This window comes from Pedobacter zeae (assembly GCF_014196715.1).
GTDB lineage: Bacteria > Bacteroidota > Bacteroidia > Sphingobacteriales > Sphingobacteriaceae > Pedobacter > Pedobacter zeae.
In genome coordinates, this window is the sequence record NZ_JACIEF010000002.1 from 666,061 (window position 1) to 684,940 (window position 18,880).

General features: G+C 36.8%; 21 protein-coding genes and 5 tRNA genes. 21 read left to right on the top strand and 5 right to left on the bottom strand.

The window, feature by feature from the left end; all coding sequences use genetic code 11:
* Positions 1–26 precede the first annotated feature (26 nt).
* From GGQ60_RS09400 to GGQ60_RS09410, 3 genes are all read left to right on the top strand, one after another.
* The gene (locus tag GGQ60_RS09400) at positions 27–1,391 is read left to right on the top strand and encodes a beta-helix domain-containing protein (RefSeq protein ID WP_183762829.1); all 1,365 of its coding nucleotides are present in this window, start codon (positions 27–29) and stop codon (positions 1,389–1,391) included.
* 255 nt (positions 1,392–1,646) lie between these two features.
* Entirely contained in the window at positions 1,647–1,955 is a 309-nt protein-coding gene (locus tag GGQ60_RS09405; RefSeq protein ID WP_183762832.1) for a hypothetical protein, read from the top strand.
* 1 nt (position 1,956) lies between these two features.
* On the top strand, positions 1,957–3,333 hold the full coding sequence (locus GGQ60_RS09410; protein ID WP_183762835.1) for a zinc metalloprotease: 1,377 nt from the start codon (positions 1,957–1,959) through the stop codon (positions 3,331–3,333).
* 65 nt (positions 3,334–3,398) lie between these two features.
* Here the strand turns inward: GGQ60_RS09410 and GGQ60_RS09415 are convergent, their stop codons facing one another.
* The 4 genes from GGQ60_RS09415 to GGQ60_RS09430 all read right to left on the bottom strand — a co-directional run bounded on the left by GGQ60_RS09415 (position 3,399) and on the right by GGQ60_RS09430 (position 7,659).
* Positions 3,399–3,704 carry a hypothetical protein gene (locus tag GGQ60_RS09415; protein WP_183762838.1) on the bottom strand — a complete coding sequence of 102 codons (306 nt, stop codon included), beginning with the start codon at positions 3,702–3,704 and terminating at the stop codon, positions 3,399–3,401.
* 283 nt (positions 3,705–3,987) lie between these two features.
* A complete protein-coding gene (locus tag GGQ60_RS09420; protein ID WP_183762841.1) occupies positions 3,988–4,263 on the bottom strand; it encodes a hypothetical protein in 276 nt (91 codons plus the stop codon).
* Between the two features lie 117 nt (positions 4,264–4,380).
* Positions 4,381–5,589, bottom strand: coding sequence for a hypothetical protein (locus GGQ60_RS09425; RefSeq protein WP_308421154.1), 1,209 nt, complete (start codon positions 5,587–5,589; stop codon positions 4,381–4,383).
* Positions 5,590–5,907: 318 nt separating this feature from the next.
* Positions 5,908–7,659, bottom strand: a complete 1,752-nt coding sequence (locus tag GGQ60_RS09430; RefSeq protein WP_183762844.1) for a bifunctional lysophospholipid acyltransferase family protein/GNAT family N-acetyltransferase — start codon at positions 7,657–7,659, stop codon at positions 5,908–5,910.
* Between the two features lie 95 nt (positions 7,660–7,754).
* On the opposite strand from GGQ60_RS09430, the gene GGQ60_RS09435 reads away from it, so the two are divergent.
* The 3 genes from GGQ60_RS09435 to GGQ60_RS09445 all read left to right on the top strand — a co-directional run bounded on the left by GGQ60_RS09435 (position 7,755) and on the right by GGQ60_RS09445 (position 10,777).
* Complete coding sequence (locus tag GGQ60_RS09435) at positions 7,755–8,654, top strand: ComEA family DNA-binding protein (RefSeq protein WP_183762847.1); 900 nt, start codon at positions 7,755–7,757, stop codon at positions 8,652–8,654.
* Positions 8,655–9,193: 539 nt separating this feature from the next.
* Positions 9,194–10,348, top strand: a complete 1,155-nt coding sequence (locus GGQ60_RS09440; protein WP_183762850.1) for an acyl-CoA dehydrogenase family protein — start codon at positions 9,194–9,196, stop codon at positions 10,346–10,348.
* Between the two features lie 255 nt (positions 10,349–10,603).
* Positions 10,604–10,777 carry a DUF6496 domain-containing protein gene (locus GGQ60_RS09445; RefSeq protein WP_183762853.1) on the top strand — a complete coding sequence of 58 codons (174 nt, stop codon included), beginning with the start codon at positions 10,604–10,606 and terminating at the stop codon, positions 10,775–10,777.
* A 108-nt stretch (positions 10,778–10,885) separates the two neighbouring features.
* Here the strand turns inward: GGQ60_RS09445 and GGQ60_RS09450 are convergent, their stop codons facing one another.
* On the bottom strand, positions 10,886–11,272 hold the full coding sequence (locus tag GGQ60_RS09450) for a hypothetical protein (protein ID WP_183762856.1): 387 nt from the start codon (positions 11,270–11,272) through the stop codon (positions 10,886–10,888).
* A gap of 168 nt (positions 11,273–11,440) precedes the next feature.
* Here GGQ60_RS09450 and rpsU point away from each other — a divergent pair, with 168 nt between their 5' ends.
* The 15 genes from rpsU to rplL all read left to right on the top strand — a co-directional run bounded on the left by rpsU (position 11,441) and on the right by rplL (position 18,803).
* The gene (rpsU, locus tag GGQ60_RS09455; protein ID WP_090773371.1) at positions 11,441–11,635 is read left to right on the top strand and encodes a 30S ribosomal protein S21; all 195 of its coding nucleotides are present in this window, start codon (positions 11,441–11,443) and stop codon (positions 11,633–11,635) included.
* Between the two features lie 158 nt (positions 11,636–11,793).
* On the top strand, positions 11,794–12,675 hold the full coding sequence (locus GGQ60_RS09460; protein WP_183762859.1) for a phage lytic cycle repressor MrpR family protein: 882 nt from the start codon (positions 11,794–11,796) through the stop codon (positions 12,673–12,675).
* 14 nt (positions 12,676–12,689) lie between these two features.
* Entirely contained in the window at positions 12,690–13,037 is a 348-nt protein-coding gene (hpf, locus tag GGQ60_RS09465) for a ribosome hibernation-promoting factor, HPF/YfiA family (protein ID WP_025143266.1), read from the top strand.
* Between the two features lie 525 nt (positions 13,038–13,562).
* Positions 13,563–13,635 (top strand) — tRNA-Thr (locus tag GGQ60_RS09470).
* 39 nt (positions 13,636–13,674) lie between these two features.
* A tRNA-Tyr gene (locus tag GGQ60_RS09475) sits at positions 13,675–13,757 on the top strand.
* Positions 13,758–13,837: 80 nt separating this feature from the next.
* Positions 13,838–13,913: transfer RNA gene (locus GGQ60_RS09480), tRNA-Gly, on the top strand.
* A gap of 77 nt (positions 13,914–13,990) precedes the next feature.
* A tRNA-Thr gene (locus GGQ60_RS09485) sits at positions 13,991–14,062 on the top strand.
* A 130-nt stretch (positions 14,063–14,192) separates the two neighbouring features.
* Positions 14,193–15,380, top strand: coding sequence for an elongation factor Tu (tuf, locus tag GGQ60_RS09490; protein WP_010601091.1), 1,188 nt, complete (start codon positions 14,193–14,195; stop codon positions 15,378–15,380).
* A 54-nt stretch (positions 15,381–15,434) separates the two neighbouring features.
* Positions 15,435–15,505: transfer RNA gene (locus GGQ60_RS09495), tRNA-Trp, on the top strand.
* 109 nt (positions 15,506–15,614) lie between these two features.
* The gene (gene secE, locus GGQ60_RS09500) at positions 15,615–15,812 is read left to right on the top strand and encodes a preprotein translocase subunit SecE (RefSeq protein ID WP_029279332.1); all 198 of its coding nucleotides are present in this window, start codon (positions 15,615–15,617) and stop codon (positions 15,810–15,812) included.
* A 9-nt stretch (positions 15,813–15,821) separates the two neighbouring features.
* Entirely contained in the window at positions 15,822–16,361 is a 540-nt protein-coding gene (gene nusG / locus GGQ60_RS09505) for a transcription termination/antitermination protein NusG (RefSeq protein WP_183762862.1), read from the top strand.
* Between the two features lie 312 nt (positions 16,362–16,673).
* The gene (gene rplK / locus GGQ60_RS09510) at positions 16,674–17,117 is read left to right on the top strand and encodes a 50S ribosomal protein L11 (RefSeq protein ID WP_090773375.1); all 444 of its coding nucleotides are present in this window, start codon (positions 16,674–16,676) and stop codon (positions 17,115–17,117) included.
* A gap of 20 nt (positions 17,118–17,137) precedes the next feature.
* Positions 17,138–17,836, top strand: a complete 699-nt coding sequence (gene rplA / locus GGQ60_RS09515; protein ID WP_183762865.1) for a 50S ribosomal protein L1 — start codon at positions 17,138–17,140, stop codon at positions 17,834–17,836.
* A 2-nt stretch (positions 17,837–17,838) separates the two neighbouring features.
* Positions 17,839–18,360: a 50S ribosomal protein L10 gene (gene rplJ, locus GGQ60_RS09520; protein ID WP_183762868.1), complete on the top strand. Its 522-nt coding sequence runs from the start codon at positions 17,839–17,841 to the stop codon at positions 18,358–18,360.
* Between the two features lie 65 nt (positions 18,361–18,425).
* Positions 18,426–18,803: a 50S ribosomal protein L7/L12 gene (gene rplL, locus GGQ60_RS09525; RefSeq protein WP_010601097.1), complete on the top strand. Its 378-nt coding sequence runs from the start codon at positions 18,426–18,428 to the stop codon at positions 18,801–18,803.
* Positions 18,804–18,880: the final 77 nt, after the last annotated feature.

Consider the following 18,880-nt stretch of genomic DNA (forward strand, 5'->3'; position numbering starts at 1 on the left):
TTAATTTGCTTAAACAACACTTGAACATGAAAAATTTTAAAGTATTATTGGCATCGTTATCAATTTTAGCTGTAACAATGTCCGCTTGTAAAAAAAACAATGACAACCCGATAGTAGAGGAGCCGGTTGCGCCAGAAACAATACCTAGTAACGTAACAGCAAATAAAACACTTACCGCAGATAGAGTGTGGATATTGAAAGGTGAGACCCACGTGCAAAGCGGTGCGGTTCTTACTATTGAAGCTGGAACCGTTATCAAAAGTGATGTGACTTCAAAAGGAGCTTTAGTGATAGATAAAGGAGCTAGAATTGAAGCGGTAGGTACAGTAGATAAACCTATTGTATTTACTTCTGGCAGAGCGGCGGGTGATAGAAATCCAGGTGACTGGGCTGGTATTACAATCATTGGTAATGCACCTACGAACAGAACTTCAGTATCTAATGTTGAAGGCGGTGTATCGGGTACATTTGGTTTAGGTACAGTAGTAAACGATAACTCAGGTACAATAAAATATGTACGTATTGAATATGCTGGTATTGCTTTTAGTGCTAACAGCGAGGTAAATGCACTTAGTTTATATGCAGTGGGAAATGGAACAACTTTAGATCATATTCAGGTGTCATATGCCAAAGATGATGCTTTTGAATTTTTTGGTGGAACTGTTAACGGAAAATATTTGATCGCTTATGGCACGTCTGATGACGATTTCGACTTTGATTTCGGTTACTCTGGAAAAATCCAGTTTGCTGTAAGTTACAAATTGGCTAATTATTTTGACGCTGCCGATCAAAGTAATGGTATCGAATGTGATAATGAAGCAACTATTCCAGCAACTGGTCCATCAACCCCAAGAACTAAGCCAGTATTATCTAATTTTACATTTGTTGGTACTAACGGTAACGATAACACCGCCTCTACAAATAACTTTGCTGCACGTTTCAGAAGAGCTGCTCAGTTTGCATTAAACAACTCAATTTTATTAGGGTATAAAGCTGCTGGTTTCTCAATTGAGTCTTCACAAACTGCTACTGATTATGTTTCTGGGGCTGCTACATTTAAAAATAATTTAGTCCATGCGGTAGCTAATCCATATCAATCTTTTGATGCAAGTGCACAAGGTGTAATTACATCTGCTGCAATCAAAACAAAGGCAGAAACAGAAGGAAATGTAACTTTAGCATCTATTACAGATGCAGGTTTAAAAGCTCCATTAACTGCTACAGCCCCAGACTTAATTCCTAATGCTGGTTCTGCTGCTTTAGCTGGAACATGGGTAAACCCCGATGGTTCTTCATTCTTCACGGCTGTGACTTACAGAGGTGCCTTCAGTGCAACTGATAACTGGACAACTGGCTGGACAAACTTTAACCCAGGTGCTAAAGTTTACTAGAATATAGTTGAAATATATTATAAATGCCTGTGTCATAAATAATGGCCAGGCATTTATATTAACTGAATTGTCTTGATAATTTATGTTTTTATCTTATTAATAATCGTTAATGCACTAATAACTTAAATTTTTGACTGTTTATAGGAGTTTGCTAAAGCGTAACTATTGTCTTTTTTGTTTACGTAAATGTATTTTTTTGTTCTATAGTTAATCTTTAGTTAATTTTCATTTAATCCATTGTAAGTATTTTTAGTTATGAAGAATCTAAATACTTATGTTCTTAAAATTGCAATAGTTGCAGTTTTATCGATCTTCTCCCTAACGGGTTGTAAAAAAGATGAAATCAAAATCGAACCTGTTACTAAAACAACGGGAGTGTCAGAAATTGAGTTTTCAAAACTACTACAGTTTATTTCTATAACTACCACTGCACCAAAGGATCAAATTATATATAATGAACGGGACAAAGAATTTGTTGTATATGGTTGGTATCATAAAAGTTTAGCAGACGTTCAATCTGAGTACAATTCCGCAAATGAGTATAAAGCCACGTACGAGAAATAATATGAAAAAACAAATATTTATTTTGTTGGCTATTATGGTAATAGCTACAGGTGCATATGCTCAGGTGACATTGCAATCATTTCAAATTGGACAGAATTATTTACAAGGAACATCTCTTAAAGTAGCAAATATAAATTCTGCAACTCCTTTTAAGTTTCTTGTCTCCGTAACTAGGGGAATTAACTCTGGAGGAGGATATGTTTCTGGTAATTGTACAATTAAACTATATTATACAGAAAATCAAAGTAGTGATTCAAATATTCCAGATGATCCAACCAGCGTACTTTTACTTACAAAAAATATAACATCTTCAAACTATAGTTCAAATCAGGCAATTTTAGCTGATTTAGATGCATCACTGCCAGCGAATAAGCAATATGGGAAAATATTGGTCAAATTCGAGTTTTTAGATAATCAGAATATTAATCGGGTAAGCTATTCTTCCACTCGCTATGGAATTTACGTTGTACCGCCGACTCAACCAGAGGTTATTGACCCTAGTCATATAGCCAAAATACAAGCTAAGGGCTTTTCTACTACTGATATAAAAAACTTTAGTAGTGTACATTATTTGGTTGAGGGAGATATATTAATAAATAAAAGCTCATTGGATGTAAATAATCCGATATATACAGTAAATAATGATAAGGAACATAACATTAACATTTGGGTAAAATCTGTTGTTAGTGCTAATTCATCTTGGGATAATGCGATATTACTTGCTATTGGAGCATGGAATGCGAATCCAACTAGTGATATAAAATTACACTTGGTTCGTCAATACGGAACATTAGATACACCACCCCCATATGATATAGTAATAGACTCAGATCAGGGATTACTTCCGTCTACTACAGCAAAAGCTGTAGAATATCCCAATGGGGATGCAAGGTCTGGCGTATTTATAATGGCAAATTTAGATTACAATTTTGTTTCAACAGCAGAAGCCGTTAACAACATGATTCATGCAATTGGGCACAGTTTGGGCTTTAAGCACAATAATGATACTAATTCAATAATGAAAAACAGCAGCTTAGCAAGTCTTACAAATACCTTTCCAAGTTCAGTAGATGCTCCTATTATTAGTTCTATTTATCCTCTAAATCCATCTAGCGTAGTAATTCCATATATATCAGGTACTGCTAATTTATCTCATGGATCTGAGCAGAGTTATGACATGAGTTATTATGTGCCGGGTGTTACTTATAGCTGGGGTGCAACAGGAGGAAATGGCGCAGCACCAGATTTTTCTTGGGCTTCACAAGTGAGATTACCTGAAGTATTTTTTGATCCTGGCAGCTATCAATTACAGTGTACCGTTTCTGGAGGCAAGTATACAACACCAGTAATAGCAGTTAAAAATATTATTGCACAATAGCTATTGAGCAATTAAAAAGCGGGTGTTCAACATAATGGTAACACCCGCTTTATTTTAAAACGTATTTATACTGTCTCTTTAACCTCTTCTTTTGCTTTCTTCGCTACAGCAGGTTTAGTCGTTTTTGCTTTTGGTACAGGAACTGATTTTTCCTCTTCCTTAATAAATGGGGTTATAGAATCATCTTGACTCACGAAAGCAACTTTTTTAACCAGCTGTTTTGCAAACTTCTCGATCACTTTATCTGTTTTTTTGGCTTTGCCATATTGAATAATAAGGTCGTTAAATGCAAGTGCTAATTTTGTCTCTAATTCTTTACGTAACTTTTTGCTTGTCGAATGGTTTTTCGACTTGGATTTATTCTTTTTCATCTAAAATTAATGGGTATTCTCAAAGATAGATAATCAGAAAATTAAATTAATATTATCATTATGTTAACAATTTTGGGTCTTGTTAACATATAGAATATTTATAATAACTTATTTTAAATCAGTTAAGTACGTTTTTAAACTAACTGATATGTATTGTCTGATATTGATCGGAGCCATCGTTTAACCGGCTGCTCTGTTAAAAGAAACCAAAAAGATAAAGGATAACTTAAAGAAAAGGTTATTCAGTTCGAACGTCTTTAGAAAAAGATGATGGATAAAATGTCTAGAAATGAATTCCAGGTGCAACATCTCCGCCTAAATCCAGCGTATTCTGAAACGCTTCAAGATAGCCTAGCAAATGACGCTCTGCGTTGGCATAGGAAGTAAACGTTGATGCCGGTATATTGGCTTCCTGTTCGCTGGTATTTTTGAAATGCGAGCTTACCTGGAAAGTAAAGATCTTGTCGTTGTTAATTGGCGATAGGATACGGGCCTTAACCGGGTGGCCGTGAATTTCGACAAAAAATTCTTTGATAACAGTGTATATGATAGCGGCCATGTGACTTATTCTTCTTTGAAGATAAAAATAGTGCAAATAAGTTGTCATTATGTTTTTTATTAATAAGATAACTTATTTTTAATACATTCTTAACCTGAACTTAACATTTAGGGTCTTTTATCTTTTAACAGGCTCATAAGCATACACCACCTCATATTTCAGGTTTTTAAGGTTGGGGGCAATTTGCCCTATTTTTAAGTTTTGTGCCTGGGGGGTAGGTTCACAGTAAGAATATTTCTTGCCTTTATAAGTAATCGGTTCACCAATGGGTTTATCGAACTGTACCGCAATGGTTAAATGTTTAGGATATAACAAGGCAACCATTGGCAGATCGTATATTTCTTTTACGAGGTAAAAAAATAATGCAGCCCGGTCATCGCAATCGCTATAGGTGCTCAATAATGTCTGCTCGGGCGAATAACGTTTCTCCTTGCCAAAGTTTTCATCATCATCTTCATATAAAAAAACATAACGGGTAAACCTCATGAGGTAATCGACACCCTTTTTCTGGTCCATGTGTTTAAGGTTTTCTTTCAAAGTAGGAATGAGCGAACTGTATGTTTCCCTGCTTAAAGGAATATTGAAATAACTCTCAAAATCTACTACCGGATAGTTTTTGAAAATGGTTTGTACATCCTCATTAACTTTAAGCTTAAAATGATGAACTTTCTGGCGGTAGCTAAACTGGATATCTTTTTCCTGATAATTTTCGGGTTTAAAATCCGGCATCCTGGTTACTTTAAAAGAGAATGGATTTTTAGCCTCCGGTATTAAAATTTTAATGGGTTTGTAAGCATCGGCCTGTTTAAACAGTTTACCATAATCGTGATAATTTAAGCAAACGAACTTTTTATCTTCGATCATGAAAAAAGGAATATCGCTGATATCCTCATTATTCCTCACATAAAAAATAACCTGGTCATTACCTACGGCCAACCGGGCATCATAACCGCATTTACTCAATAAAAACCATTTGTACAATGTATATTGGAAATAATTATTGGCTTTAGGACTGATCTCTTCTGCCGTTCTACGTATCAGCTGGTAATAAATCCAGTCGTTGAGATCATACTTGTCCTGGTATTTTTTTAATGCTGCAATTAATGGTGCATAATGACCAGCGGATACATAACCGTAAAACTTTGCAATTTCGGAGGCTGTTGCTTTTTGAGCGGTTTGAAAAACAACTGTAGAATCCATACTGAAATTGAAGGTACCGTTATAAAAATCAAATGAGTAATTCTGTGCCTTTGCCGTAATGATATTCATCATCATGCAAACCGACAGAAATAGCCCCCAGAAATATGTATCAATCCTTCTTTTCAAACCGCAAGATATTTGGTTATCCTAAATTTACCTATAATTAACATAAAAGCAACAATTTGTTTATGTGAATAATTTTAAGGTGGCTTAACATTGAGTTAATGCAGGATAATTCGCTTAGAACGGAGTTTTTTATGAAAAAACAGGTCTTCTAAGCATCTTTCGATTATTAACAAATTCTATAAATAACATTTCATTAATACCGATTTAACACGGCAAGCCTATTTTTGTGGTATAAATATTTGGTTAGTATTTATAAAGTTTAGGTTAGTTGATAATAAAAAACCCAGATGGATGTCTGGGTTTTTTTATTGCCTTAAATTATAAGTTTTTTCCGAGTTTTTCAAGCATTTCAGGCGGGATATTATGCGTGTCTACCACTAAGAAACCATCCAGGCAGTCTGAAAATTTAGGGTCGATATTGAAAGAGATAATCTTTGCATTCAGGTTCATGTACTGCCTTAACAACACCGGAATTTTGATGTGTGAGTTTTCAATATCTCCGATAATACTGTCTAAATCTTTAAAAGATTCACTGCTGTCAACCAGTGTATCGGTGGCTATAGGTAATAAATCGGCTTTAAATTTATTTCTTGGCTTAACGTATTTTGCCATCTCATAATCGAAGTGGTTTTTCGTAATGTAATCAACAATTAGGGCCTTGCTGAATTTTGAGAAATTGTTACTGATACTTACCGGACCAAACATGTAGCGATATTGTGGGTTATCAATCAGGTATTTTAAAATGCCTTTCCAAAGTAAGAACAGTGGAAGTGGCTTGCCCTGGTATTCTTTCCTGATCCACGACCTGCCCAGCTCGATCCCTTGCCTTAACATCGGGTAAAACTGATCTTTCATTTTAAAGAGCTCAGACAGGTAGAAACCACGGCGGCCCATGCTTTCTAAAATCTCATCGCCTTTACCAATGCGGTAAGCACCTACAATGTTTTCCAGATCTTTATCCCATATAAATAAGTGATTATAGTAAATATCGTAGTTGTCGAGGTCGATTTTTTTATTGGTACCTTCACCTACCTCACGGAAAGTAATTTCGCGTAAACGGCCAATTTCTCTTAAAATATTTGGAATTTTTAGCGTGGGAACAATATAGACCTCATAGTTTTTCTCTGTCCAAACCTTAAAATCTTCCAAGCGCTCTACTTCTCCTTTAATCAGCTCGCGCGATGTTTCTTCAATCACCTCGGCAGCTTTCTTTTTAATTTTAAAGAGATTAAGCGGGTTAAACAGTTTTTTTTCGGTATCTAAACCTATACCAAGTGCATACGTACGGGCCCTTAGAAAGTCCATAAGTTTATTGCTGCTGTTCATGTGCGAAATTTCCGAAACGGCAATTGGCTTACCAATCCTTACCTTAATGGTACGGCCATGCTTATTTAAAAACTCTGAAGGTAATTTTGCGGTGCGCAGGGTGGGGTGGATAAAGCTTAAAATATTAAAGAAAACGCCATTATTACCATGAAAATAAATAGGCACAACGGGTACTTTCGATTTAGCAATCAGTTTTCCAACAACAGGGTGCCACATCCGGTCGGTTACCTGTTGTGCATCTAATTTAAAGGTAGAAACCTCTCCTGCAGGGAAAATACCTATAGGCGTTCCATTTCTAAGCAGGTCAAAAGTAGTTTTTAATCCACTGATACTGGATGAATGCTGCACATTTTCGAAAGGATTTACGGCAACAAAAAATTCGTCGAGGTTAGGGATTTTTTTCAAAATGAAGTTTACCATCACCTTGGCATCTGGCCTAACGGTACACAGCAGTTTAACCAAAGCCAACCCTTCCACACCACCATAAGGATGATTTGCAATAGCAATAAAGGGACCTGTTTTAGGGATGCTGTTTAAATCATCTTCATCAAATTCTATAGAAACGCCAATGGTTTCCAATATTTTATCTACAAACTCTAAACCCTTAAAGTGTTGGTTTTGAGCGAATACATCATTAATGTCATTCAGCTTCATGATCTCCATCAGCAAACCTGCCAAACCCGGTACACCTAGCTTATCTATCTTCGTTGCTTTCGCAAATTCAGATGTCGTTATGATCTTCATATAAAATTCTTAGGTTGTTGATAGTCAAAACCTGCTCAGTTTTGCAATCCCAAAAATAAGATTTATATTTATAATACACATGTCATATCGCATCAATGAGAATTTGGCTGAATAAATATTTTGGTTTTAGTAAAGGTGAGTTCAACGGATTGTTGTTGCTGATATTGATTATAGTAGTGCTTAAGGCTATACCTATTATATATGGTTATACCCGGCCAATGGAAAAAGATCCTCCAAATCTTTTAGCTCAAATTCAGAAAATAGCCATCGCAGATGAAAACTATAGGAATAATTTCCGCTACCGGATTGGAGATCCTTCTCCTGGAAAAACGGTTAAGCTTTTTAATTTTGATCCCAATACCTTAGATGCAGATGGTTGGCAGATGTTGGGCTTATCGCCAAAACAGGCAAAAGCCATTATTAATTATACCGCTAAAGGCGGTAGATTTTATAAACCTGAAGACCTTCAGAAAATGTACACCATTTCTCCGGAGATGTATAAAAAGATTTTACCCTATGTTAAAATCACAGAAAGAGAGCTAAATGTTTCAGGAAAATATACCGCCTTCGACAAGAAAGAGTATGTTAAAAAAGCAGCTTTAGTAGTGGATATTAACCAGGCTGATTCGGCAAAACTGGATGAAATAAAAGGAATTGGTGGTGTTTTCGCGAAAAGGATTATCAAATACCGAGAGCGTTTGGGTGGTTTTTACAAAAAAGAACAGTTAATGGAAGTTTATGGTTTAGATTCTGCCAGGTATGCTGAAATTAAGGATCAGATATCGATCAGTAATGTTCCTTTAAAAACAATTAATATCAATACAGCGGTTTTTAGTGATTTAAAACGGAACCCATACCTTTCGTATAAGCAGATCAATGCCATTATTCAATACCGGAAACAGCATGGTAACTATTCAAATATATCTGATCTGAAGAAGATAGTCATCCTAGACCAGCAGGTGATCGATAAGATTGCACCGTATATTTCTTTTTAGAATGAACATTTATTTTTGGTTTTTAGAAAGCAGAACCTGTGCTTCATAGTAAAGTTTCTCCCTGCTCTTCGCTTTACTCCGTTGCACTCCGTGTTCGCCGCGATCAGGTTTAGGTACGCAGGATAGTGCTGCTGCCTTGCAAATAACTAAAAGCATGTTGTTTCTGTACCCTGTAGCCTCAAATCTGACTACTGGCCGCCCACCTCAACCCAATGGAAGCGGGCACAAAGTAAAGCGGACAGTGGGACTGTATTATCCTAAACGCTTCCAACTCCTTTCCTAACAAAACAAATCATATTTAAAGATTTTGAGCTGTTAATATTTTATCCTGATCAAATTGAAACCTATTTTATAAAATATTCGGCATAGTTGTAAAAAATCACAAAAAAATTCTTACCTAATTTTCAAGGTTTAAAATTAACCGGTAAACTTATTGAACCGAATACCATTTCATTCTGTAATTGCACGAATATTTAATGGTAACTAACTATCAAATAATTGTTTATAATTGCCCTCGGCTAACTTAAAATATAAGATTAATGAGCGTAAGCTTTGATTTTTCAGAAACAGAAACTCAGCAAAGTGTAAGGGCGATGGTCCGGGATTTTGCAGAGAAAAACATTCGTCCATATATAATGGAATGGGATGAGGCACAGCATTTTCCTGTCGAATTGTTTAAACAGTTCGGAGAATTAGGCTTAATGGGGGTGTTGGTGCCGGAAGAGTATGGCGGTTCGGGTTTAGGTTATCAAGAGTATGTTGATATTATTGTGGAAGTAGCCCGTGTTTGTGGTTCAGTAGGTTTATCGTTAGCCGCGCATAATTCTTTATGTACAGGCCATATCCTAACTTTTGCCAACGAAGAACAAAAGAAAAAATGGTTACCTAAACTGGCAACTGCAGAGTGGATAGGTGCCTGGGGTTTAACTGAGGCCAATACTGGCTCGGATGCCTTAAGAATGATGACAACCGCGGTTGAAGACGGCGACGACTACATTATAAACGGTTCAAAGAACTGGATTACACATGGCAAAAGCGGCGATATTGCTGTGGTTATGGTAAGGACGGGAGAGCAGGGAAGCTCGAAAGGAATTTCGGCTATTGTAGTAGAGCGCGGCACACCTGGCTTTACCGCAGGCAAAAAAGAAAATAAGCTGGGAATGCGGGCATCAGAAACTACTGAAATGATTTTTGATAATTGCCGCGTCCCGAAAGCCAATTTACTAGGTAATGTAGGCGAAGGTTTTAAACAGGCCATGAAGGTTTTAGACGGGGGAAGAATTTCTATTGCCGCATTGGCCTTAGGAATTGCAAAAGGTGCTTTTGAGGCAGCAGTAGCTTATTCGAAACAGCGGCAACAGTTTGGACAGCCTATTTCCAGTTATCAGGCCATCAGTTTTAAACTGGCCGATATGGCTACAGAGATTGAAGCAGCAGAGCTGTTGATCCGCCAGGCGGCAGATTTAAAGAACAGGCATTTGCCCATGACAAAGGAATCGGCCATGGCAAAATATTTTGCCTCGGAGGTTGCCGTAAAGGTAGCAACAGATGCCGTTCAGATATTTGGTGGTTATGGCTATACCAAAGATTTTCCGGTAGAGAAATTTTACCGGGATAGTAAATTATGTACCATAGGCGAGGGCACTTCCGAAATCCAGAAAATTGTAATCGCCAGAGAAATATTGCAAGGATAAAAGGTATAAGGTTAGGGTTTAAGGCAAATTTCAGTCACCCTACACTTATGCTTTACCCCTTACATCTTATTAAAAACCAAATATATTATGAGTAATCCGGATGGTTAAACCACCTCCGGATTTTTTTATTTAAAATTTTAAAACTTCCCGTCCTGATACCATGTTTTTACTTATGACTAAAGTAATAAACAGTTTTCAGTTGGTAATTGGCAGTTACAAATGACCAATGAACCATTGCATTAATGAACTAAAAATATGGCAAAGTATTCAAAAAAAGCTGGCGAAAAAGTAGAAAAAACCATGCACGAAATGAAAGAGGGCAAACTTAAAAGCGGCTCTGGTAAAAAAGTAACTTCCAAAAAGCAGGCAGTAGCCATCGGATTATCGGAGGCGAGAAAAGAAGGCGCTAAGGTACCTAAGAAAGGTTAGGAGGTAAAAGGTTTATGGTGTAAAATTTAAAACTAAACTTCAAAATAATAATTTCCCCTAAACCCTAAACCCTAAACCCTAAACCCTAAACCCTAAACCCTAAACCTTTTATTGTGGTAAATCTTTCGAAGTTAAAATGCTGTCTACCACATAAACGCTAAACCCACGCCAGGGCAGGGAGTGCTTATATTCTTTGTAGTGTAATTCGAAAAACTTACCGCTATTAGCCATCATTTTTTCGGCGATAGCCTGGTTAGCAATAGAAAATTCGAATTCGTTGTTTTGTAGTGTACCTGTTTGTCGCGATTTTATTCCGCTTTGGATTAATTTGCCTTCATAAGTTTTAAAGATGTAGCCTTTTTTTACTACATAATTGAGCTCTCCTGCCTTAACACCTTCTCCGAAAACAAAGAAATACCGGTAATAGCAAATAGCTACGAGTAAAATAACGACTATAATTGCGATAATGGAGCCTACTTTTTTACCTGTTGTCATATATTATAAATAATGTATATATAAATGTAACTAAACAACACCTAAGTTCAATTAATGATTTAAATAAAAATTATTTTATAAAACTTCCTGGTTCCAAATATTTTACTTACATTTGCAGCCCGCTAGCACGGAAAATTTAAAAAGCACGAGAGGAGGTATTTCAGCGTTATGATCATTATCAACATTAAAGACGGCGAATCATTGGATAAAGCCCTTAAACGTTTCAAGAAAAAGTTTGAAAAAACTGGTGTATTGAGAGAACTACGTAGCCGCCAGGCATACGAGAAAAAATCGGTAACACGTCGTACTGAAATTAAGCATGCTGTTTACATTCAGAATATGAATCAAGATACAACTGCATAGTTGTTTAAGATATAAGATTAAAGCCCTTTCGATGTAAATCGGAAGGGCTTTTTTTATTCAGGGGCTGTGCAAAACTTTACAATAAACATTTAATTAATGATTTCTTTATATCAAAACAATTTGTAACTTCATACTAATGCCCCTCAAGAAAATATTGAATGTTGCTAGAAAGTTTTATCACTTATTTAACTCACGAGAAGCGCTATTCCCAGCATACTGTTACTTCTTATCAGACCGATCTGGATCAGTTTGAAGAGTTTCTCAAGGCATCGGGGCTGGATTTCTCTGAAGTTAAACATACCCACCTGCGCAGCTACCTGGTTGAGTTAATGGAAGAGGGACATTCAGAGAATACTGTTAACAGGAAAATCTCGGCTTTAAGAAGTTTTTATAAGTTTCTGCACCGCTCAGGGAAAATCGATCAAAACCCCAGTGCCTTGATCAAGGCACCGAAAATACCTAAAAGGTTGCCAGTTTTTGTAGAGGCACAGAAAATGGATCATTTATTGGATTCAGCGCATTATTTCGACGAAAGTTTTCCTTCCGTCCGCGATCACCTGGTGATTGAGCTGCTTTTTGGAACCGGAATGCGTTTAACTGAACTGTTGCAATTAAAAGATAGTGATATCGATGTTTATTCAGGGACAATAAAAGTGTTGGGCAAAAGAAACAAGGAGCGCATTATCCCCGTAAATAAACAGCTTATCAATCAGGTAAATAACTATATCGAGCTAAAAAAAATACAAAACTTTAATAACAATTTACGTATATTAATCGTTACCAATACAGGTGCAGCCGGGTATCCTAAACTGATATACCGTATTGTTACCTCATACTTAAACTATATATCAACCAATGAAAAGAAAAGTCCCCATGTGCTGCGGCATAGTTATGCCACAAGCCTGTTAAATGCAGGTGCAGATTTAAATGCAATAAAAGAACTTTTGGGCCACGCCAGTTTGGCTGCAACCCAGGTTTATACGCACAACTCGATCGAAAGATTAAAAACAATTTATAAACAAGCCCATCCAAAGGCGTAAAAAAAGGAGGAAAAATGAAAATCGGAGTTCAATCAATCCACTTCAGTGCAGATAGTAAGTTGTTAGACTTTATACAAAAGAAAGCAAATAAGCTTGATCAGTTTTTTGACCAGATCATTAGCGGCGAAGTGTATTTAAAGCTAGAGAACGTAGAGGACGAGGCCAATAAGATCAGTGAGATTAAACTCATTGTGCCGGGAGGTACCCTCTTTGCTAAAGAACAATGTAAATCATTTGAAGAAGCCACGGATCTGGCCATCGAGTCATTGAGAAAACAGATCACTAAACATAAAGATAAAACGCGTGCAAAATTAAGTGAGCATAAAGCAATTTTAAGCGAAAGCGAGGCTGCTGACTATTAATAAAAGCAATTCATTATAAGATAACGGAGCGGTACAGGTAATGTGCCGCTCTTTTTTTGTTTTGATCATAAATCCTGTCATCTCAAGCGGAGTAAAACGTAGTCGAGAGATCTATAAGGAGAATATTTTAATCAGATCTACATGGAAAAAATTAGCCTTGCCACATAAATTTTAACTTTTAACGAAATTAATTCATTTGTTATTTGCTATTGATTATTGTGATTCCGTACAGTTATCACATATACTAGGGCAATAGATGAAAAAAAAGGAAAAAAAATATTCGATTTTAAGCGATTGATTATTAAGCTCCTTTGGAGGAATAATGCGTTCTGGCTAAAATAACTTCATTATTTTTTTTCAAAATTATTTTGAAGTGAAATATAAGTGTGTATATTTGCATTCCCTTTCGGAAACGGTGTTAAGCCAAGAAGAAAAGGTTAGTTCTGTGAAAAGATAAAAGTTTTAAAAAAACACGTTCATGATATGAAAAATGAAGATTTTTCGTATCATTGCAGAAAATTTAAAGCCTCCTTAGCTCAGCTGGTAGAGCAACTGACTTGTAATCAGTAGGTCATTGGTTCGATTCCGATAGGAGGCTCTTTTTATGTTAAAGTGTTAGCATTTTAAAGTAAAAAATGGGGAGATACCAGAGCGGCCAAATGGGACAGACTGTAACTCTGTTGTCGTAAGACTTCGAAGGTTCGAATCCTTCTCTCCCCACACTTTAAATGAATGACCAAATGTTTTAATGATGGAATAAATCTCTCATTCTTTCATTCAATCAATCACTAATTTTAAAAGCGGAAGTAGCTCAGTTGGTAGAGCGATAGCCTTCCAAGCTATAGGTCGCGAGTTCGAACCTCGTCTTCCGCTCCAAAATAAAGTGAGCAGTTAACGGTTATCAGTTGGGTAGTTTTACTGAAAACTGAATGCTGAAAGCTGGAAACTAAAAAGCCGAAGTAGCTCAGCGGTAGAGCACTTCCTTGGTAAGGAAGAGGTCGTGGGTTCAAGTCCCATCTTTGGCTCAAGAATAATAAAGCTTTGTTAAATCTGTTTAATAAGCAGGGTAGACAAGGTTTTTTGTGTTGCATTGCATCAAAACAATAAATAAAAAAATAATAAAAAAAGTTAACCTACTAATTAGTTATAAATAAAATGGCAAAAGAAAAATTTGACCGCAGTAAACCGCACTTAAACATCGGTACAATTGGTCACGTGGATCACGGTAAAACAACTTTAACAGCGGCTATTACAAAAGTTTTAGCTGATGCTGGTTTAACTGAGGCACGTTCATTCGATTCTATTGACTCTGCTCCAGAGGAAAAAGAAAGAGGTATCACTATCAATACAGCTCACGTTGAGTATTCAACAGCTAACCGTCACTATGCACACGTTGACTGTCCAGGTCACGCGGATTACGTGAAAAACATGGTTACTGGTGCTGCTCAAATGGACGGTGCAATTATCGTTGTTGCTGCTACTGATGGTCCAATGCCACAAACCCGTGAGCACATCTTGTTAGCTCGTCAGGTTGGTGTGCCTTCATTGGTTGTATTCATGAACAAAGTGGATATGGTTGATGATCCAGAATTATTAGAACTAGTTGAAATGGAAGTTCGTGAATTATTATCTTTCTACGAATTCCCAGGTGATGATATTCCAGTAATCCAAGGTTCTGCATTAGGTGGATTAAACGGTGACGCTAAATGGGTTGGTAAAATTATGGAATTAATGGATGCTGTAGATAGCTATATTCCAATTCCTCCACGTTTAACTGATCTTCCATTCTTAATGCCTGTTGAAGACGTATTCTCAATCACTGGTCGTGGTACTGTTGCTACTGGTCGTATTGAGCGTGGTGTAATCAACTCTGGAGATCCTGTTGAGATCTTAGGTATGGGTGCTGAGAACTTAAAATCTACAGTAACTGGTGTTGAGATGTTCCGTAAAATCTTAGATTACGGTGAAGCTGGTGATAACGTAGGTTTATTGTTACGTGGTATTGAGAAAACTGATATCCGTCGTGGTATGGTAATCTGTAAACCAGGTTCAGTAACTCCTCACACTGATTTCAAAGCTGAGATCTATGTATTATCAAAAGCAGAAGGTGGTCGTCACACTCCATTCTTCAACAAATATCGTCCTCAATTCTATTTCCGTACCACAGACGTAACTGGTGAGATCTCACTAGCTGAAGGAACTGAAATGGTTATGCCAGGTGATAACGTTACAATCACTGTTAAATTAATTAACGCGATTGCAATGGAAAAAGGTCTACGTTTCGCTATCCGTGAAGGTGGTAGAACAGTAGGTGCTGGTCAGGTAACTGAAATCTTAGCTTAATTTTAAGCTACAACAATAAAAAAGAGCTGGTTTAGGCTGGCTCTTTTTAAATACACGGGAATAGTTCAACGGTAGAATAGAGGTCTCCAAAACCTTTGATCAGGGTTCGAATCCTTGTTCCCGTGCTTAATATAATGATTGAGTATTTGAATGAGTGAATGATTGAATTTGAAAGATTGCTTTCAGATAGTATCATTCACTCATTTACTCATTCGGTCATTCAATAATTTTAATATGGCTAAAGTAGTTGAGTTTATAAAAGAATCGTACGATGAAATGACCCAGAAGGTTACCTGGCCTACCTGGGGCGAGCTGCAAAGCTCTGCTATTCTGGTATTGGTAGCTTCTTTAATTATTGCATTGGTAATTTTTGCAATGGATAAAGGCTCTACATTTGTGTTAGATACTTTTTATAAATCACTTTCTAATTAATATTTACGAATGAGCGATCTAAAGTGGTACGTTGTAAGAGCTGTTAGCGGTAAAGAGAAGAAGGTAAAGCAGTACATAGATGCTGAGATCAGCCGTTTGGGTTTCTCTCATTTGGTTCCTCAGGTGTTAATTCCTATGGAAAAATATTACCAAATGAAAGATGGTAAAAAAATTGCCAAAGAGCGTAACTTTTATCCTGGCTATGTTTTAATCGAAGCTACTTTAGACGGAGAGCTAGAGCATATCATCAAAGGGATTAATAGCGTTATTGGTTTCCTGGGAGATAAAGAAGGTAACCCGATCCCAATGCGCCAGGCAGAAGTTAACCGTATTTTAGGTGTGGTTGATGAAATGAGCGAGCAAGGTGAAACGATGAATGTACCTTACTATGTTGGCGAAAACATCAAAGTAATGGACGGACCTTTCAACGGTTTCTCGGGTATTATCGAAGAGGTAAATGAAGAGAAGAAAAAACTGAAGGTAATGGTTAAGATCTTTGGCCGTAAAACTCCGCTTGAGCTGAACTACATGCAGGTAGAAAAGGAATAAGGAAATTCTTTTAAGATATAATAAGCCCCGAATTTATTCCGGGGCTTTTTTATGCAATTCAGTGTTACTAAAGCAATATCTTTCATCACTATCCGTTAATCATCTATGAGTTGTTAACTTATCTTTCAATCAGCATTGCAGTTGACCAGGTCGATAAAAAATAATAATAATTAATTTTATCGATACTATTGTTTTACTGTAAGTTAATCCATATCTTTGCAGTCCTTTAAGCTTTATAGGAGCCCTAAGGAAATAAAATGTTACATGCTTCCACTATTTAACATTGAGTTTTAAATAAATAAAAAACACAAAATGGCAAAAGAAATCAGTGCGATGATCAAATTACAGATCAAAGGCGGAGCTGCAAATCCATCGCCACCGGTAGGGCCTGCATTAGGTGCTAAAGGGGTGAATATCATGGAGTTTTGCAAACAATACAATGCTCGTACCCAAGATAAAGCAGGTAAAGTGTTGCCGGTTGTAATTACTGTTTATGCTGATAAGTCATTTGATTTCATCATCAAAACCCCTCCTGTAGCTATTCAGTTGAAAGACGCGACTAAATTACAGAGTGGTTCTGCTGAGCCTAACCGTAAAAAAGTAGGTTCAGTGACTTGGGACCAAATCAAAGTTATTGCTGAAGATAAAATGCCGGATTTAAACGCATTTACAATCGAGTCGGCAATGAGTATGGTTGCTGGTACAGCACGTAGTATGGGAATCACCGTTTCTGGTGATGCACCCTGGAAAAATTAATTAAAAAACAGTTTACAACAGTGGCGAAATTAACTAAAAATCAAAAAAAGGCGCATGCTAAAATAGAAGCTGGCAAAGCTTACACTTTGAAGGATGCTGCTGCTTTGGTAAAAGAAATCACTACTACTAAATTTGATGCTTCAGTTGATATTGATGTATCTTTAGGGGTAGATCCACGTAAAGCCAATCAAATGGTTCGTGGTATTGCTACTTTACCACACGGAACAGGTAAAACTGTACGTGTTTTAGCTTTGGTAACTCCTGATAAGGAAGAAGAAGCGAAAGCAGCTGGCGCAGACTTCGTAGGTTTAGACGAGTATGTAGCTAAAATTGAAGGTGGTTGGACCGATGTAGACATTATTATCACTACACCAGCTTGTATGGCTAAGGTAGGTAAATTGGGCCGTGTTTTAGGTCCAAGGAACTTAATGCCTAACCCAAAATCTGGAACAGTAACCAACGAAGTTGGTAAAGCTGTAGCAGAGGTTAAAGCAGGTAAAATTGATTTTAAAGTAGACAAAACGGGTATCATACACGCCTCGATAGGAAAAGTATCATTCCCGGCAGATAAAATTTATGAGAACGCACTTGAAATTATTCAGGTGATTTCAAAACTAAAACCATCTGCTGCTAAAGGAACTTATTTTAAGAGCATTCACGTGTCTTCTACAATGAGTCCTGGAATTGCAATTGAAACCAAATCAGTAGCGGGGATCTAATCATGAACAGAGAAGAAAAAAACGAAGTAGTTTTAGAACTACAAGGACAAATGCAAGAGTATGGCAATTTTTACATTGCTGATACTTCAAGCCTTTCTGTTGAGCAGATCAATAACATCCGCCGCAAATGTTTTGAGAGCGATATCGTAATGAAGGTTGCAAAAAACACTTTAATCCGCAAAGCGATTGAAGGTTTGGAAGGCGATGCTTCTGAGATATATGCAAGCTTAAAAGGTTCATCATCATTATTATTCTCAAAAACAGCTAATGCTCCGGCTAAGTTGATCAAAACTTTGAGAAAAACCGGAGATAAACCTGTACTTAAAGCGGCATTCATAGATTCATCAATTTATGTTGGCGATGATCAGTTGAATAGTTTAGTAAGCTTAAAATCAAGAGAAGAGCTTATTGGCGATATCATCGGATTATTACAATCACCAGCTAAAAATGTTCTATCTGCGCTTCAATCAGGCGGTAGCAAAATTGCAGGAATTGTTAAAACTCTTCAGGAAAGAGAAGGTTAACGGACACCTTAAGTTCGCAAATTAAAACAAAATTATTTTACGTAAATTTTTAAAATCTTAATAAAATGGCAGATTTAAAAGCGTTTGCTGAGCAATTAGTAAACTTAACAGTTAAAGAAGTTAATGAATTAGCTCAAATCTTAAAAGATGAGTATGGTATTGAGCCTGCAGCTGCTGCTGTAGTTGCTGGTCCTGCTGCTGGTGGTGATGCACCTGCTGCTGCTGCAGAAAAAACATCTTTCGATGTAATCTTAAAAGAAGCTGGTGGTCAGAAATTAGCAGTTGTAAAACTTGTTAAAGACTTAACTGGTTTAGGTTTGAAAGAAGCTAAAGACTTAGTTGACGGTGCACCAAAAGAATTAAAAGCTGGTGTTGCTAAAGACGAAGCAGAAGCTCTTAAAAAACAATTAGAAGAAGCTGGAGCAGTAGTTGAGATTAAGTAATCACTTAACTTAGCTAAGCTAAAAATGTATTAGACACCGACTGAAAATGTCGGTGTCTTTACCTGTTTATAAACATC